Here is a 16,327-nt window from a genome sequence, read left to right as displayed (position 1 = left end):
AAGGCGCTCTTGTCGATCGGCGCGAACAGGCCCGAGCGTTTCAGGTCTGCGCTGACGATGCCGGAAATCTCCGCACCCAGCGCATCGCCGCCCTGGAAATCGGTGATGGCGATCGGCAGCGGCTCGACATTGCCTTTGTTGACGTTGAGCTCAACGAGCGCCCGCGCCGGCAAAGTGGCGGCGGCAGTCATACCCAGCGCCATCGCTGCGATCATCAGGAGCGGCTTGAGGATGGATTTCATGTCTTCTCGCTTCTCTTCAATGATTTTAGGGGCGCTAGGCCTACAGGCCCAGCATCTCTCTCGGATCGAAAGTGACCCGAACGTCGGCCCAGATGTCTTGTTTGCCTGCGGGAACCTGCAGGCCGGCCACATCGCATTTCTGAACCGCGCGCACGGCACTTTCGTCGAACGGGCGGTTTCCGCTCGATTTTTCAACGGATGGCCGGCCATCCAGCTTGCCTGAGGCGTCCAGGTTGAACCGGACTACGACGATGAAATTCTCCGACCCCTCGACCCCCGCCGGCAGCGTCCAGCAACCACCAAGCTGGGCCTCCAATGCTCCCTGCTCCGACCTTGAAAGCTTCTGGCCCTGATCCTTGTCGCCACCGAGCGATGCCTGTTGGGTCGAGCGCTTGGCGCCGCCGCCGGACGGCTTTCGCTTGTCGAGCAACGCGGAAATCTCGTCGGCGTTGAACTGCTTGTCTTCCGACTTCGGCTTGGACGAGGCCTCCTTGACCGGCTTGTCGGCGTCCTTGCGCTCCGGCGCCTTGGCGCTTTCGGCCTGGGCCGGCTGCGGCTTCGGCCGCGCCTGCGGGGCGGGCGCAGAGTCCGGAAGCTGCGTCGTCTCGGTGGGCTGCTCTTTCGTTATTGCTTCGGCGACGGCGTCCGGCTTGACCTCGGGCTGCGGGTCGATGGCGGCGGTCTTGTCCTGCGGCGGCGTCGGTGCCGGCTCTTTGGCCGGTGTCGGCTTAGGCTCCGCCTGCTTGACTGGCTCCGGCTTCACCTCTTCCTTCGGCTGCGGGACCGGTGCGACCTCCGTCGCCGGAACAGGCTTGGGCTGCTCCTTCGGCTTCGGCACATCCTCGGGCTTCGGCTTCTCTTTCGGCGTCGGCGCGGGCGGCGGCGCCTCAGCGAGATCGACCGGGTTGGGCTTGGCTTCCGGCGTTATCGGCTTGTCGGTGTCGACGCTGTTCTCGCCGACCTTCTGGGCATCGGGAACGATGTCGGGGCGCTGTGTCGGCACCGGCGCCGGCTTCTCGTGCATCACGGCCTTCTTGTCGCCTTGCAGAATCTGCGCGGTTGCTTCCATCGGCACGATCTCGACCGACACCGATTCCACGTCGGACGCGGGCATGGCAGGCGGCGACGACAGCGTGAACAGCCCGAAGGCCAACGCTACCGTATGCAAGATCACCGATGTGGTGAGGCCCGTCCTCATCTTGCGTCTACTGATCCTGTTCCTGCAGCGAAACCAGGCCGATGTTCTTGTAGCCGGCGGCCGAGATGCGGGCCATCACCTTCATGGCGGTGCCGTAGTCCGTCAATTTGTCGCCACGGATGAAGATGCGCTCATCATAGCCGGTCTTGGATATCGCCTGCAGTTTCGCCACCAGCTCCTCGATCGGGATTTCGGTCTCCTGGAGATATATCTGGCCGGTGGAGTTGATCGAGACGGTGATCGGCTGCGTGTCGACATTCATCGCCTTGGCCTGCGTGTCCGGCAGGTCGATCGGCACGCCAACCGTCAGCAATGGTGCGGCGACCATGAAGATGATCAGCAGCACCAGCATCACGTCGACCATCGGCGTGACGTTGATTTCCGATATCATCGCGTGATGGCGGCCGCGCCGCCTGTGGCCACGACCACCGCGTCCTCCACCACCCGCGCCTACAGACATTCCCATGATTGTTCCTCAGGTCTTCTGCGCGACTTTTTCATCGATTTGGCGCGAGAGTATGGCGGAGAACTCGTCCGCAAACCCCTCCATGCGCACGGCGATCTTGCTCGCGTCCGATGACAGCTTGTTGTAGGCGATGACGGCGGGGATAGCCGCGAGCAGGCCGATGGCGGTGGCCAGCAGCGCTTCGGCAATGCCGGGTGCGACCACCGCCAGGCTGGTATTCTTGGATGCGGCGATCGCCTGGAACGAGGTCATGATGCCGATCACGGTACCGAACAGGCCGATGAAGGGCGCTGCCGAGCCGGTGGTGGCGAGAAAGCCAAGCCGTCCTTCCAGTTTTTCCATTTCGCGGGTCAGCGCCAGGTCCATCGCCTTGTCGATGCGGTTCTGCAGGCCAAGCGGCGATTTCGCGCCCTTCTCGAAGCTCTTCTTCCATTCGCGCATGGCGGCGACGAAAATGGCGCCCATGCCGGTGGTCTTGCGATCTGCGAGCGTGCGATAAAGCTCTTCCAGCGACTGCCCCGACCAGAACACCTGTTCGAAGCGATTGAGCGCGAGCCGCATGCGGCCATAGGCGACGAGCTTGTCGACGATGATCGCCCAGGTCCAGATCGAGGCGCAGAGCAGCCCGATCATGACCAGCTTGACCACCCAGCCGGCCTGCATGAACAGCGCCCAAATCGACAAATGCGCGCCCGGTTCGGCGAGTGCGATATTTTCCATGGTTACGTCCTTAAGATTTTCCGGGCACGGCTGGCGGCTGGCCCATGGGCATCCCTTGTGGTCCGTTCGCGCAAAGCTTCCGGAATAACCCCAAAATGCACCGTTGGCGGCCTTTTCGGGGCAAATGTTGGTGAAAGGAAGGCGCTGGATTCCTCCAATCTTCACCACTCTCTTCATGAACCGTTATGGTTAAGGATGGGTTAGGACGTACAGCGCGGCGCATTGCCGCGCCTTGGGCGGGCCCCCAGGCATCGTCAGCGGATCATCGGCGTCAGTAATTTATCCATTGCCTTGGGGCATGAAGGCCGCGATCCATTCCTTCGGAAAACGTCTTGGCCGGCCATTCTCGCCGATGATCGCCGCCTCGACCCGCGCCTCGACCAGCACCTCGCCGCCGCGCTTCAGCTGTTGCGCCATGAAGATGCGGGCGCCCGAAATGTCCTCGGTGCGCGTCTCGATGGTCAGGATGTCGTCCATGCGGGCGGACCCGCGGAAGTCGATCTCCATGCGCCGCACCACCCACACTATTCTTTCGCCATGCTTGCCGTTGGCGAGCTCGGTGTGATGGACGCCGGCAAGCCTGAGATAATCGGAACGGCCACGCTCGAAGAATTCGAGATAGCGCGCGTGGTAGACGACGCCGGAGAAATCGGTGTCGGCATAATAGACCCGCGCCATCAGCAGGTGGCCGAATTCCGTCAGCGCGCCGGAAAGCCCGGCGCCGAGCGCCGCCGATTCACCATGATCGTCCATCGCGCTTTCCTTTTTGGGCCTGACCGGGCACCTAAAGCGCGACGCGCTTTAGGTAGTTGTTTCCGTGCGTGTCGTTGTCCCAAAGCCGCTACACACTTTTGGGCGACACTCATTAGCTTGGCGCATGAACCCGATGGCACTGTTGACGGCGATGATCAAGACCTTGATGGCGGCGCTGCTTGTGCTGACCGCGCTGGCGCTGCCGGGCCAGGCGGCGAGCTTTTCGGTGAAGCGCGGCCTCAATCTCGACCAATGGACGACTTGGCCGAGCGAGGACAAATGGGGCGACCGGCAGGCAATCCTGCCCTATCCGGAATGGCGCAAGTTCCTTGGCGATGATGGCCTCGAGGCGCTGAAGGGCGCCGGCTTCGATTTCCTGCGCATGCCAGTCGATCCGTCGCCGTTCCTGTCGGACGAGACGGCGGCGCTGCGCGACGAGCTCTATGCCAGCGTGCTGGACTCGGTGCGGATGATCAATCGCGCCGGCTTGAAGGTGATCGTCGACATGCATCTGATCCCCAGCGGCAGCAGCCGCAAGATCGGCATGGGCGAGGTGATGCACGACCCGAAAGTGTTCGAAGCCTATGTCGAAATGGTGCGCAAGATGGCGCGCACGCTGGCCGATGAGGATCCGCGCCAAGTCGCCTTCGAGCCGATGAATGAGCCGGTCGTCGACTGCGACAGCGACGTCACCAGCCTCTGGCCGGAGCGCCAGCAGAAACTGTTCGCGGCTGCGCGTTCGTCGGCCACCAAGCTCACCCTGATCCTGACCGGCGCCTGCTATTCCAATGCGGCATCGCTGGCAAAGATCGATCCGAAGGCGATCCCCGACGACAACATCATCTGGACCTTTCACTCCTACGAGCCGTTCCTGCTGACCCACCAGGGCGCGACCTGGGCCGGCGACTTCATCCCCTACGTGACCGGCCTGCCCTATCCGCTCAGCGCCGTCCCGCGCGCCCAGCTGGATGCTACGCTCGATATGATCCGGGCAAGGATCAAGGCCGAGGCGCCATGGGCGCGGCAGAGCGGTCTGCTTGCCTATCTCGACGAGCAGGTCGCCAGCATGGACACGGATGAGAAGCTGCTCGCTGTCATGGACACGCCGTTCAAGACTATCGAAGCCTGGGCGAAGGCCAATGGGATAAAACCGGAGAACATCACGCTCGGCGAGTTCGGCATGATCCTCCAGGAATACGGCAATGCCTATGTGATGCCGGCCAAATACCGCGCCGCTTATGTCAGGGACATGGTCGCGCGCGCCGAAGCTCATGGCTTCTCTTGGTCGGTCTGGAGCTATGGCGGCGCCTTCGGCATCGTCGACGCTTTTGACAGAGAAAAAGCCGAGCCGGATGTGATGGAGATGATCAAGTCGCTTCATTGAAGCGGTTCAGGCTGAACCCAGTTCGATCGAAAGAATCTCTGGGCGCACCCCAAAACGCACCGGCAGGATGCTGAAGCCGAGCCCTCCGGAGACGATCAGGTTGCGGCTCTCCTCCACGACATGGCCATAGGCAAAACGGTTGCCGAAGCGGGATGGCACGACCGGAGAATAGCCGAGCAACCGCACCTGTCCGCCATGGGTATGGCCTGAAAGGGTCAACGATACCCGTGACGGGACCTTCGGGAATATATCCGGCTCATGCGCGAGCAGGATAACGGGAGCCTTGTCGCTCACCTTTGCCAGCGTGCCATGCAGGTCGTCCAGTCCTTTGAATCTGCTGCGGCCCCAGGCTTTGCCCGGCCGCAGCGCAAGTTGGTCCGCAAGCCCGGCGACCCAGAAGCCATGCCCGTCCTTTTCAAGGCGGACGACATCGTTTTCTAAGACCGGGATACCGGCGCTCTCGAGCGCCCTGCGCGCCACCGTCGGCCCCAACCCGGCCTTTTGCGCGGAAAGGTCCTCCCACCAGTCGTGATTGCCAAGGATCGACCACACGCCGAGCGGCGCCTTCAGATCGGACAAGGCCGGCGCCCATTCGGAGGAATCCACCCAGTCCGTCACCAGGCGTGTGCCGGATGCATAGTCGCCAAGCAGAACAATCAGATCCGGCTGCAGGGTGTTCGCCCGTTCGGCAAGCGACCTGATCCGCTCCGGCGTCATCCATGGCCGGCAAGCATGAATATCGGCGAGAGCGACAACGCGAAGCCGCAATCCTGCAGGCCAGTTTGGCGGCGTCAATGAATAGCGCTTTACATGCGTCAGCAACATCGGCTCCAGGCCAACCGCATAAGCGCTGAGCGACACGGCGGATAAGAACGAACCGCCGATGAGGCGCAGGAAGCCACGTCTGGTGATCATCGCTCAGCTCCGTCGTTCGTGGGATCGACGGTCCCACAGCGCGAGGCGTTAGAGCCCGCAAATGCGCCGGCAAGCTGACCGGGATTAGGAGATTTTGCGCAGGAACGAAGGGCCGGCGGACGCTACTCTTCCTGGAACAGGCTGATCTGCTGCTGCGCAAGGTCCTTCGGCGCGTCGAGGCCGAGATGCCGCCAGGCATTGGCGGTCAGCACGCGGCCGCGCGGCGTGCGCTGAATAAAACCCTGCTGGATTAGATAGGGCTCTATGATGTCCTCGATGGCATCGCGCGGCTCGGAGAGCCCTGCAGCGATGGTCTCGATGCCGACAGGCCCGCCGCCAAAATTCCGCGCGATCATCGAGAGATAGCGGCGGTCGAGCGCGTCGAGGCCGAGTGCATCGACCTCGAGCCGCGTCAGCGCCTCGTCGGCGATCTGGCGATCGACATGACCGTCGCCGGCGACGGAGGCAAAATCGCGCACGCGGCGCAACAGCCGGCCGGCGATGCGCGGCGTGCCGCGTGCTCGCCGCGCGATCTCCTGCGCGCCATCGTCGCCGAGCGGCATGGCAAGGATGCGGGCGCCGCGCCGCACGATCTGCTCTAGTTCCTCGATCGAGTAGAAATTGAGACGAACCGGAATGCCAAAACGGTCGCGCAGCGGATTGGTCAAAAGACCGAGCCGGGTGGTTGCGGCGACCAAGGTGAAGCGGGCAAGATCGATCTTGACCGAGCGCGCCGCCGGCCCTTCGCCGATGATCAGGTCGAGCTGGAAATCCTCCATCGCCGGATAGAGGATTTCCTCGACCGCCGGATTGAGCCGATGGATCTCGTCGATGAACAGGACGTCGCGGTCTTCGAGATTGGTAAGCAGCGCCGCCAGATCACCGGCCTTGGCGATGACCGGACCGGAGGTGGAGCGGAAATTGACGCCGAGTTCGCGCGCCATGATCTGCGCCAGCGTCGTCTTGCCGAGGCCGGGCGGCCCGACGAACAGCACGTGGTCGAGTGCCTCGCTGCGGCCCTTGGCGGCCTCGATGAACACTTTGAGATTGGCCCGCACCGCCGCTTGGCCGACGAAGTCGCCGAGCGTCTGCGGCCGCAAGGTCTGCTCGGCATCCTCGCCGCGCTTGTCGGGAGCAATGAGGCGTGGCGAAAGGCTCATGCCGCCTTCCTTGCACAGGGCAGGGAACGGGACAAGCGCAGACTCACCGCGCCAGTTCCTTCAGCCCGAAGCGGATCAGCTTCGACGCATCCGCGTCCCCACCGGCGCTTTTCAGCGCTGCCGCCACCGCATTGGCGGCGGTATCGCGCGAATAGCCGAGATTGACCAGCGCCGAGACGGCGTCGGTGATCGGCGCCGGCGCGACGCCCTCGCCGAGTTCCTGCTTCAGGCCGATGGTGCCCGAGGCAGTGCCTGCATAGGCTGGGGCCTTGTTCTTCAGTTCGGTGACGATGCGCTCGGCCACCTTTTTGCCAACGCCCGGCGCGCGGCTGACCACGGCAATATCACGTAGCGCGATGGCATTGGCGAGATCGGCCGGCGCCAGCGTCGACAGGATGGCCAGCGCCACCTTGGCGCCGACACCCTGCACATTGCTCATCAACAGCCGGAACCACTCGCGCTCGAGCACCGACTGGAAACCGTAGAGCCGCAGCATGTCCTCGCGCACATAGGTCTCGATGAACAGCACCACCGCCTCGCCGGGTGCCGGCAAAGCGGCAAGCGTGCGCGCCGAGCAGTGGGCGACATAGCCGACGCCGTGCACATCGACGATGCAGAAATCCTCGTCGATCTCGTCGAGCGTGCCTTTGAGCTTGCCGATCATGCCAAGGCTCTCATGGATACAAGGCCCTCATGGATAGGTTTCCGGAGACATGATGTCGAGGTCCGGGAAGTAGCTGCGATAGCGCGCGGCATCGCGTGTCAGCAGACGATGTCCCGCAACGACGGCGTGGGCTCCAATAAAGAAATCCGGCAGCGTTCGTTCGCGGAGCCCCCCTGCGCGGCGATATCGGGAATGCGTGACGCCGGCAAGGAACGCCGCTTCCCATGGCAAGAGTTCGCGATCCACCTTGAGCGTCTCGACTGCTTTACGAAGTGCGGCTTCCGTCGCTATCAGCGGCGCGAGTTCGGACCAGACGATTGTGTTGATAACGAGTGCGCCATCGCGCCGGCATGCGGTGATCGCCGACGCCGACCACTTCGTCTCCCGTCCGGCAGGACCCCAAACGTCGATCAGGACATTTGTGTCAATCAATGTCGAGATCTTCACGTGGACCCCTCAGCCACTCGATGTACTCGTCTGCCGTCATCCCTCCCAGATCCAGCGTGCCGGCCATCTGATCGAGCAGCCGGCTGAAGCTACGGGAAGCCTCCTCTTCGGAAATGTTTTCGTTGACCGCAACGACACGAACTCCATCGTCAGTGGGCAAGAACTCCACCTCCGAGCCTGGGCCGATGCCCAGGCGATCCCGTATCTCTTTCGGGATCGTCACCTGTCCTTTGGTTGTCACCCGCATGGTAATACCTCTCAGGTATTACTTATTGCCAACCCTGAGAACAAGTCAAGAACAAACTTATCGTATCGTCCCGAAAATCGGAATCGATTTTCGGAAAGCACGATGCATAGATTCAAAGTGCTAGAGCGTACTTTGTGCGTCCAAATGGACGCTCGTCGCTCTAGGCCAGCGCCATCCTATAGGCAACACTCTGCCGGTGATGCGCATGGCAGATGGCAATGGCCAGCGCGTCGGCGGCATCGTCGGTATCGAAAGTAGCCTTCGGCATCAGCACCTTGACCATCATGTGGATCTGCTTCTTGTCGCCATGACCGACGCCGATCACGGCCTTCTTGACGGCGTTGGGCGCATATTCGGCAACGACCAGGCCTGCCCGCGCCGGCACCAGCATGGCGATGCCGCGCGCTTGGCCGAGCTTCAGCGTCGCTGCCGCATCCTTGTTGACGAAAGTCTGCTCGACCGCCGCCTCGTGCGGCATGGCGGCATGCAGGATCTCGGCGAGCCCATCATGCAACTGGCAAAGACGCGTCGCCAGCGCCGCCTTGTCGTCGGAACGCACGGTGCCGGAGGCGACGAAGCGCAGCGAATTGCCGAGGCTCTCGACGATGCCCCAGCCGGTGCGCCTCAGCCCCGGATCGATGCCGATGATGCGAATCGCTTCCCCCATCCGCCAAGTCTACCCCTAGCGGACAGCGATGCCAGCGAAATGTGAACAAACCAGAAACAGGCTCTCGCTACACCCGAGCAGCCTGTTAGCCGCGGGCGAAAGCCGTGTTGAGCAGCGTGATCTGGTCGGAAACCGGATTGACGCGGCGGCCGGATGGCGACACGTCAGGCACGGCGCCGCCGTAGATTTCCTCGTCCATGCGACGCACCAGCGCCTGCAGGCGCAGCGAACGGTTGATGAGGTCAAGAAAATCCTTGGGCAATTCGACCCAGCCTGCGGCATCGTTGTTGGCGGAAGCGGTGTCGAGACGCACCTTAGATTTTTCGGAAGCAACCTGATCGCGGGTCATCTCTCCGGAATTCGCCGCACGCTGCAAGAGCAGCCAGGAAGCGACCTGCATCAGCCTTGTGGTCAGTCGCATCGACTCGGCCGCATAGAGCGTCGCCGCCAGCCTGGACAATTTCTTCGCCTCGGCCCGGCCCTTGCCGTCCAGATATTCGGCCGCCTGCTCGACCAGGCCCATGCCTTCCTGGTAGAGCGGCTTGAAGGATTGGGAGAAAACCCGGCGCTCCGCCAGCTTGATGGTTTTCGCGCTTCCCTTCGAAGTCTCGTTCATCGATACGCCCTGCACTTGCCTTACAGCCGGCCGAATCGGCGTCATCGCCGTCACGTCCTGCACCCTATATGACCGAGGCTTGAAAATGCGCTTCGGAGCGGGTGAAGGCAAGCACATGTTTAACAAACGGTTAACGGCGGCGCAGACGCCCGGGCAATCCGGATTGCGGGCAAAAAAAGAGCCGCGGATAAGGCGGCTCTCAGGAGTTTAACAGGGAGGCGTCAAACAAAGTGGCTCCAACCACTCGGTAAGAATCCAGATCACTGGATGCACATAGTAAACGCCTGTAAAGCTTAATGAAGCCTTAACGGCGCGGATATTTTTTGATCTAGCGCCGCCCGCCTGTGCCGTAACAGCACATGCTCAGGCCCGGGCTCAACCCTTTGGGCTCAGGCCTTTTGCGCCTCAGGAAGCCGCTCGGCTTTCCAAACCACCGGCAGTGCGATGTAGGCAAACAGCAGCAATCCCGCGTAAAAGCCCATCGAGGACGTTGCCACCAGTGGCTCGATCGCCGGGTTTCCGCCAAGCATGATGTAAAGGCCGATCAACAGGCCGATGCCACTGATTGCCGTCAACCAGAAATGGACAGTAGCGAGCGTCTTTTGCCCGACTGCCGGAAACAGATGGTAAAAGAAGGCGAACACCGCCGACATCAGCCATCCGGCCACCATGATGTGGGCGTGGGTCGGCATCTGCGCATGGTCTTTGCTGATCGCCATCTCAAGGCCAAGCGCCATCCCGAACATCGCGTAGATGACGGCCAGCGTGAAGAAATTTCGTGCTACCTTTTGCATAGTATCCCCCGATTTGCCTTTTCCCCTTATGGGAATGGGTTGAATTCAGGCGGTCGACCCGCCACCGGGGTCCCCGGCATCGGCGCATTAGCATCGGCAATGTTTCTGGACGATGCCGCATCGCGCCCGACCCTTCCCCGGCGTTGGTCAGAATAGCAGAAAACAGCGCGGTGAGACATGGTGTTGAAGCCGACGCTGAACGATATCACCATCCTGGGCGGGCATGGCGCTGGGTCCTGACCACCGGGATTGCTCTCGCCCCGGCGGAACGTGCCGATTGATACCGAGCGCCGCCTGAAATCTGTGGTGAAGCTGCCGGCGGCAGCTTCCATGGGCGGCGATCTATAGAAGGCCGGTGATCCCGTCCCACAGAAGCTTGACCGCGACGACCGCCACGGTCGCGTAGGTGAATGGATAGAACAATTCCGGCCGCATCCGCCGCACCAGCCAGGCGCCGGCGATGGTCGAGAGCGGCGCCAGCGGTACCAGAACCGCCGACGCGGTCAGGTTGGTGGTGTCGAACTGCCCCAGCGCAAAATAGGGGATGAGCTTCAATGCGTTGGTGGCGGCAAAGAAGATGGCGGCGGTGCCCGACAGCACTTTCGGATCGAGCCGGATCGGCAGCGCATAGACCTGAAAGGGCGGGCCGCCGACATGGGCGACGAAGCTGGTGAAGCCCGCGACCGTCCCCCAGAAGGCGGCAGCCGCGCGGTTGGGCTCGGCTGAGTGGTTTGCACCGTGCCGCATCTGTAGATAGACCCAGCGAAGCACGAAGATAATCGCCACGGCGCCGACGATCAGCCGCACCATTTCCGCTGTCACCAGCGCCGCGGTCAGCCAACCGAGGCCGATGCCGATCACCGCCCCCGGCATCATGTCTGCAAGCATCTTGCGGTCGTAGACACCCCACCATGTCCACACCGAGACGATGTCCATCAGGCACAGTATGGGCAGCAGGATGGCGGCGGCCTGGACCGGCGGCATGGCCAGCGCCATCAGCGGCACGCCGACGAAGCCGACCGCACCGCCAAAGCCGCCCTTGGACAGACCGACCAGGATGACGGCTGGAATGGCGGCGGCATAGAACCACGGATCGAGAAGCAGGCCTGACATCTGAGGGGAGCAGTTGGAGGGAAGGTTGGCCTCGGGAATAGACCAGAAATGTGCACGCCGCGACCGCAAAATACGAGCGCAATGCGCCTGAGCCCGTCAGCCACCGGAGCCTGTCAGATGTTTGGCATGTCGAGCGGTGGCGGGCGCCTCCGGATCGGCTGCGCCTTGATGATGGCTGTGCTGGTTTCGGCCTTGTCGGCGATACGGTCGAGGAGCTTGTCGAGATCGCCGATCGAGCGCACGAACAGCCGGGCAACAAAGCAATCGTCGCCCGTCACCTTGTCGCATTCGCCAAACTCCGGGATCTCCTCGATCAGCTTCTGGACGATATGCAGCTTGCCCGGCAAGGGCCGGATGCGAACGATCGCCTGCAAGGTGTAGCCGAGCGCCTGGGGATCGATCTCGACGGTGAAAGCCCTGATAACGCCGCGATCCTCGAGACGTCGGAGCCGCTCCGAAACGCTTGGCGACGACAACCCGACCTGCTGGGCCAACTCCTTCAGCGAGGTTCGTGAATCCCGGATCAGGATGTCGAGAAGCTTTTTGTCCAGGTCGTCCAGCATTTTACGATCCGCAATCGAAAACGAGATTTGCCTCACTTAATTAGGCAAAGCAGGGATAACACCTTCTGCAAATCATGGAACGCGCCGGAACCATGTGAGATTATCAAGTCTCAACAGATCTCAGGGGTATTTCATGGACAGCACGGTGCGTGGCACGATCGAAATGACGGCCGCAATGACGATCCTGGGCACGATCGGATGGTTCGTCGTCATGTCGGGCCAGCCCATCATGGACGTCGTCTTCTGGCGCTGTGCCTTCGGCGCGATAACGCTGCTGATCATCTGCGCTGCCTTGGGGCTGCTGCGCGGCAGGCTGTCACTGCGCATCGTGGCGATCGCGGCGCTGGGGGGTGCTGCCATCGTCGTCAACTGGCTGCTCCTGTTCAGCTCGTTTTCCCGCGCCTCGATCTCGATCGCCACGGCTGTCTACAACACGCAGCCCTTCATGCTGGTCGGCTTTGGCGCGCTCTTCTTCTCAGAGCGGCTGACCATGACAAAGCTGGCCTGGCTTGGCATCGCCTTTGCCGGCATGCTGCTGATCGTGCAAGGCTCGCCTGATGCCGGCTCCGATGCAGGCCCCAATACAGGTAATGTCGGCACGGATTATTTTACCGGTATCGCGATGGCGCTGGGTGCGGCTTTCTTCTGGGCCGTCGCCGCCATCGTCACCAAGAAGCTCAAAGGCACGCCACCGCACCTGATCGCCCTGATCCAGGTCTGCGTCGGCGTCGTCATGCTGGCACCCTTCGCCAATTTTTCCCAACTTCCCGCCGATGCGTGGAGCTGGAGCATGCTGGCGACGCTTGGCGTCGTCCATACCGGTCTGATGTACATCCTGATGTACGGCGCCATTCAGAAACTGCCGACGCATCTGCAGGGGTCGCTGTCCTTCATCTACCCCGTGGTCGCGATCCTGGTCGATGTCGTCGCCTTCGGCCACCGGCTGCATCCGGCCCAGATCGTCGGCGCCGCCGCCATCCTGATCGCCGCCGCCGGCATGAATCTTGGCTGGACGCTGTGGAAATCGAAGACCCCAGCCGGGAGCACTCAGGCAATCAAGTGAGGCAAGAACGTCGCCGGACGACAATCCTGCGCCAATGATCCTGCCCCGCCCGCCTGTTCAAGGCCGGCACTTTGCTCTATGCCGCAATGCAACCATCTTCGCCCGGCATAGGCGAAAACCGGGATCGAAAACCAATGAACGACGCAACGCCTCCAAATCGCTGCCGCATCGTGCTGATCGCGCCGCCCGGCGTGCCGGCTGAGCGCATCGTTGCGGCGTTCGAGGGCGGCGACGTCGCCTCGCTTATCCTGCCCGAGAACGGCATGGACGAGGCCTCCTTCCAGGCCTTCGCGGAACAGATAGTGCCGGCGGCGCAAGCGGCAGGCGTTGCCGTCGTCATTGCCGGCGACACCCGCATCGCCGGCCGCGTTCAGGCCGACGGCATCCATATCGAGGTCGGCAAGGCCGAACTCGCCGAGACGATCGAACGTTTTCAGGAAAAAATGATGGTCGGCACCGGCGGCGCCAAGACCCGCGACGATGCGCTGGAACTCGGCGAGCTCAGGCCCGACTACATCTTCTTCGGCCGTTTCGGCTACGACAACAAGCCGGAGCCGCACCCACGCAACCTGTCGCTGGGGCAATGGTGGGCAGATGTGATCCAGATTCCTTGTATCGTCATGGCCGGGTCCGACCTCGCCTCGGTGGAAGCGGTGGCTGCCACCGGCGCCGAATTCGTGGCGCTGTCCAGCGCCATCTTTGCCGAAGGCGTCGATCCAAAGATGGCAGTCGCCAGCGCCAATACGCTGCTCGACGAGGCCGCGCCGCGTTTCGAGGACTGACGTGCCCACGCGGACAATCCTTTTCGGTGCTTTGCTTGTGGCGCTCGCGGTGCAGACCGCCATGGCGGAAACCGTCCCATTGCCGCAAGCCAAGCCCAACGTCGGTGCAAAGACGGACAAGCCGATCGCCACGCCGCTGCCGCAGCCTGCAACCACGGCCCCGCTGCCGTCGGCCGACGCCATCAATCCGGATCGCTTTGGTGCAAAGCCGTCGGATTCTGCCTATGGCGCCTTCCAGCGCGGCCTTTACAAGACGGCCTACAACCTCGCCTTGGTCCGCGCCCAGAACGGCGATCCGGCGGCGCAGACGCTAGTCGCCGAGATATTGTCGCGCGGTCTTGGCATGCCGGTCAACGCGGCGGAGGCGGCAAAGTGGTACGCGCTTGCCGCCGAGCAGGGCGTACCGGAATCGCAGTTCCAGTATGCGCTGATGCTGCTCGACGGCCGCTACGTCAAGAAGGACGAAAAGGGGGCCTACGCGCTGATGCAGGCCGCCGCCGAGGCCGGAAATCGTCTGGCGCAGTTCAATTTCGCGCAGCTGCTGGTCCAGCAGGATCCCGGCGATGCCGGCATCGCAAAGGCCGTGTCCTACTATCAGCGCGCCGCCGCTACCGGCCTTGCCGACGCGCAGTATGCGATGGCGCAGGTCTATGCCAATGGCGTCGGCGGCAAGCCGCGCGACGATGTCCAGGCGCGAGGCCTGCTGGCACAGGCAGCACGGCAGAACTACGATACGGCACAGATCGATCTCGCCGCCTGGATGATCGAAGGACGTGGTGGCGCCCGCGACCTGAAGTCCGGCTTCGGCTGGATGAAGCAGGCCGCCGAAGGCGGCAATGTCGCCGCCCAGAACCGCCTCGCCAAGCTTTACATGGGCGGCATCGGCACCGATCCGGATCCGATCCTTGCCGGCGCCTGGTACGTCGTCGCCCGCCGTGCCGGGCTCATCGACCCGCAGATGGACGATTTTCTGCAGGGCCTGACCGACGACCAGACGAAGCAGGCACTGCAGAAGGCCAACCGCCTGCCGTAGAGCGCCACGGGATGGCTGTGCGCCCGCCACTCCCTTGCCTCTCCCGGAGATTTGTGGTCTTGGAGGCACCAAATCGCTTTCATTGCGAAAATCTCATCCCGGATCACATCCTCATGGCCAAGATCAATGGCAACGAAATCCGTCCCGGCAACGTCATCGAGCATGATGGCGGCCTTTGGGTGGCGGTCAGGACCAATCACGTCAAGCCCGGCAAGGGCGGCGCCTATAACCAGGTCGAGCTGAAGAACCTGATCAACGGCACCAAGCTCAACGAGCGTTTCCGCTCCGCCGAAACCGTCGAACAGATCCGGCTGGAGATGAAGGACTTTTCCTTCCTCTACGAGCAGGGCGAAGCGCTGGTATTCATGGATACCGAAAGCTACGAGCAGCTTGAATTGCAGAAGGACTTTGTCGGCGACCGCGCCGCCTTCCTGCAGGACGGCATGATGGTGACGGTCCAGCTCTATGACGAAAGGCCGATCGGCATTTCGCTGCCCGACCAGGTAACGCTGACCATCACCGAGGCCGATCCGGTGGTGAAGGGCCAGACCGCGGCCTCGTCTTACAAGCCGGCGATACTTGAGAACGGCATCCGCGTGCTGGTGCCGCCCTTCATCGGTTCGGGCGAGCGCATCATCGTCGACACCAACGAAATCACTTACGTGCGCCGCGCCGACTAAGGCGCCGGCAGCAGGAAGAAGCGCAGCAGGAAGAAGCACAATGGCGCGTTCCGCGATCCTCAATGTCATGGTCCAGGCCGCCATGAAGGCCGGCCGCTCGCTGTCGCGCGATTTCGGCGAAGTGCAGAACCTGCAGGTCTCGATGAAGGGCCCAGGCGACTATGTCAGCCAGGCCGACCGCAAGGCCGAAGACATCCTCTTCACCGAGCTGTCGAAGGCGCGGCCGGGCTACGCCTTCCTGATGGAAGAGCGCGGCCTGATCGAAGGCGATGACGGCCAGCACCGCTGGATCGTCGACCCGCTCGACGGCACCACCAATTTCCTGCACGGCATTCCGATGTTCGCTATCTCGATCGCGCTGGAGCGCCAGGGCCAGATCGTTGCCGGTGTCGTCTACAATCCGGCGATGGACGAGCTCTACACCGCCGAGCGCGGCGGCGGCGCCTTCATGAATGATCGCCGCCTGCGGGTCGCCGGCCGCACCAAGTTGATCGATACTGTGATCGGCTGCGGCGTGCCGCATCTCGGCCGCGGCCAGCACGGCAATTTCCTGGTCGAGCTGCGCAACGTGATGGCTGAAGTCTCGGGCGTGCGCCGCCTCGGCTCCGCCTCGCTCGATCTCGCCTACGTCGCGGCCGGCCGCATGGACGGGTTCTGGGAAACCGGCCTGTCGGCCTGGGACGTTGCCGCCGGCATCCTGCTGATCCGCGAGGCGGGCGGCTTCATCTCCGACTTCGCCGGCGGGCAGAACATGCTGGATGGCGGCTCGGTCGTCGCCGGCAACGAGATCATCCAGCGCGCTTTGCTGAAGGTCGTGAAG

At 62.8% G+C, this 16,327-nt stretch carries 20 protein-coding genes and 1 pseudogene; 6 read left to right on the top strand and 15 right to left on the bottom strand.

Features of this window, described 5'->3' with window-relative positions:
* The 5 genes and pseudogenes from tolB to ybgC form a co-directional block, all read right to left on the bottom strand.
* Positions 1-242: pseudogene (tolB, locus tag EOC93_RS27825) on the bottom strand (Tol-Pal system protein TolB); the annotation flags it as partial.
* Between the two features lie 40 nt (positions 243-282).
* Complete coding sequence (locus tag EOC93_RS27820) at positions 283-1,440, bottom strand: energy transducer TonB (RefSeq protein WP_127206220.1); 1,158 nt, start codon at positions 1,438-1,440, stop codon at positions 283-285.
* 7 nt (positions 1,441-1,447) lie between these two features.
* Positions 1,448-1,906, bottom strand: coding sequence for a protein TolR (gene tolR, locus EOC93_RS27815; RefSeq protein ID WP_127206219.1), 459 nt, complete (start codon positions 1,904-1,906; stop codon positions 1,448-1,450).
* 9 nt (positions 1,907-1,915) lie between these two features.
* Complete coding sequence (gene tolQ, locus EOC93_RS27810; RefSeq protein ID WP_095487401.1) at positions 1,916-2,626, bottom strand: protein TolQ; 711 nt, start codon at positions 2,624-2,626, stop codon at positions 1,916-1,918.
* Positions 2,627-2,905: 279 nt separating this feature from the next.
* Entirely contained in the window at positions 2,906-3,379 is a 474-nt protein-coding gene (ybgC, locus tag EOC93_RS27805) for a tol-pal system-associated acyl-CoA thioesterase (RefSeq protein ID WP_127206218.1), read from the bottom strand.
* 133 nt (positions 3,380-3,512) lie between these two features.
* Here ybgC and EOC93_RS27800 point away from each other — a divergent pair, with 133 nt between their 5' ends.
* Positions 3,513-4,763 carry a cellulase family glycosylhydrolase gene (locus EOC93_RS27800; RefSeq protein WP_127206217.1) on the top strand — a complete coding sequence of 417 codons (1,251 nt, stop codon included), beginning with the start codon at positions 3,513-3,515 and terminating at the stop codon, positions 4,761-4,763.
* A gap of 6 nt (positions 4,764-4,769) precedes the next feature.
* Here EOC93_RS27800 and EOC93_RS27795 read toward each other — a convergent pair whose 3' ends face one another.
* From EOC93_RS27795 to EOC93_RS27750, 10 genes are all read right to left on the bottom strand, one after another.
* Positions 4,770-5,678: a metallophosphoesterase gene (locus tag EOC93_RS27795; RefSeq protein ID WP_127206216.1), complete on the bottom strand. Its 909-nt coding sequence runs from the start codon at positions 5,676-5,678 to the stop codon at positions 4,770-4,772.
* 122 nt (positions 5,679-5,800) lie between these two features.
* The gene (gene ruvB, locus EOC93_RS27790) at positions 5,801-6,838 is read right to left on the bottom strand and encodes a Holliday junction branch migration DNA helicase RuvB (protein ID WP_127206215.1); all 1,038 of its coding nucleotides are present in this window, start codon (positions 6,836-6,838) and stop codon (positions 5,801-5,803) included.
* A gap of 43 nt (positions 6,839-6,881) precedes the next feature.
* Positions 6,882-7,502: a Holliday junction branch migration protein RuvA gene (ruvA, locus tag EOC93_RS27785; protein WP_127206214.1), complete on the bottom strand. Its 621-nt coding sequence runs from the start codon at positions 7,500-7,502 to the stop codon at positions 6,882-6,884.
* Positions 7,503-7,529: 27 nt separating this feature from the next.
* On the bottom strand, positions 7,530-7,949 hold the full coding sequence (locus EOC93_RS27780) for a type II toxin-antitoxin system VapC family toxin (protein ID WP_127206213.1): 420 nt from the start codon (positions 7,947-7,949) through the stop codon (positions 7,530-7,532).
* Positions 7,927-8,196: an AbrB/MazE/SpoVT family DNA-binding domain-containing protein gene (locus EOC93_RS27775; protein ID WP_126104535.1), complete on the bottom strand. Its 270-nt coding sequence runs from the start codon at positions 8,194-8,196 to the stop codon at positions 7,927-7,929. Before EOC93_RS27775 ends, EOC93_RS27780 begins: the two co-directional genes overlap by 23 nt.
* 160 nt (positions 8,197-8,356) lie before the next feature.
* Positions 8,357-8,863: a crossover junction endodeoxyribonuclease RuvC gene (ruvC, locus tag EOC93_RS27770; protein WP_126104534.1), complete on the bottom strand. Its 507-nt coding sequence runs from the start codon at positions 8,861-8,863 to the stop codon at positions 8,357-8,359.
* An 85-nt stretch (positions 8,864-8,948) separates the two neighbouring features.
* On the bottom strand, positions 8,949-9,479 hold the full coding sequence (locus EOC93_RS27765) for a DUF1465 family protein (protein ID WP_095487415.1): 531 nt from the start codon (positions 9,477-9,479) through the stop codon (positions 8,949-8,951).
* A gap of 389 nt (positions 9,480-9,868) precedes the next feature.
* Positions 9,869-10,273, bottom strand: coding sequence for a hypothetical protein (locus EOC93_RS27760; protein WP_126104533.1), 405 nt, complete (start codon positions 10,271-10,273; stop codon positions 9,869-9,871).
* A gap of 342 nt (positions 10,274-10,615) precedes the next feature.
* Entirely contained in the window at positions 10,616-11,386 is a 771-nt protein-coding gene (locus EOC93_RS27755; RefSeq protein ID WP_127206212.1) for a sulfite exporter TauE/SafE family protein, read from the bottom strand.
* 113 nt (positions 11,387-11,499) lie between these two features.
* Positions 11,500-11,949: an Lrp/AsnC family transcriptional regulator gene (locus EOC93_RS27750; RefSeq protein ID WP_095487421.1), complete on the bottom strand. Its 450-nt coding sequence runs from the start codon at positions 11,947-11,949 to the stop codon at positions 11,500-11,502.
* Positions 11,950-12,082: 133 nt separating this feature from the next.
* Between EOC93_RS27750 and EOC93_RS27745 the strand changes: the two genes are divergently transcribed.
* The 5 genes from EOC93_RS27745 to EOC93_RS27725 all read left to right on the top strand — a co-directional run.
* Entirely contained in the window at positions 12,083-13,012 is a 930-nt protein-coding gene (locus EOC93_RS27745) for a DMT family transporter (RefSeq protein ID WP_126104531.1), read from the top strand.
* 134 nt (positions 13,013-13,146) lie between these two features.
* Entirely contained in the window at positions 13,147-13,794 is a 648-nt protein-coding gene (locus tag EOC93_RS27740; protein WP_127206211.1) for a thiamine phosphate synthase, read from the top strand.
* Between the two features lie 61 nt (positions 13,795-13,855).
* A complete protein-coding gene (locus EOC93_RS27735; RefSeq protein ID WP_127206221.1) occupies positions 13,856-14,827 on the top strand; it encodes a tetratricopeptide repeat protein in 972 nt (323 codons plus the stop codon).
* Positions 14,828-14,940: 113 nt separating this feature from the next.
* Positions 14,941-15,507 (top strand): elongation factor P, encoded by a 567-nt coding sequence (gene efp / locus EOC93_RS27730; protein WP_095487427.1) that lies wholly within the window; start codon positions 14,941-14,943, stop codon positions 15,505-15,507.
* 40 nt (positions 15,508-15,547) lie between these two features.
* Positions 15,548-16,327, top strand: a 780-nt coding sequence (locus EOC93_RS27725; protein WP_164759300.1) for an inositol monophosphatase family protein, incomplete at its 3' end; no start/stop codon positions are given.

It is taken from the genome of Mesorhizobium sp. M6A.T.Ce.TU.002.03.1.1 (assembly GCF_003997275.1).
Taxonomy (GTDB): Bacteria; Pseudomonadota; Alphaproteobacteria; order Rhizobiales; family Rhizobiaceae; genus Mesorhizobium; species Mesorhizobium mediterraneum.
Note: the sequence above shows the minus strand (reverse complement) of the source record. Positions and strands in the feature narration are given on the sequence as shown.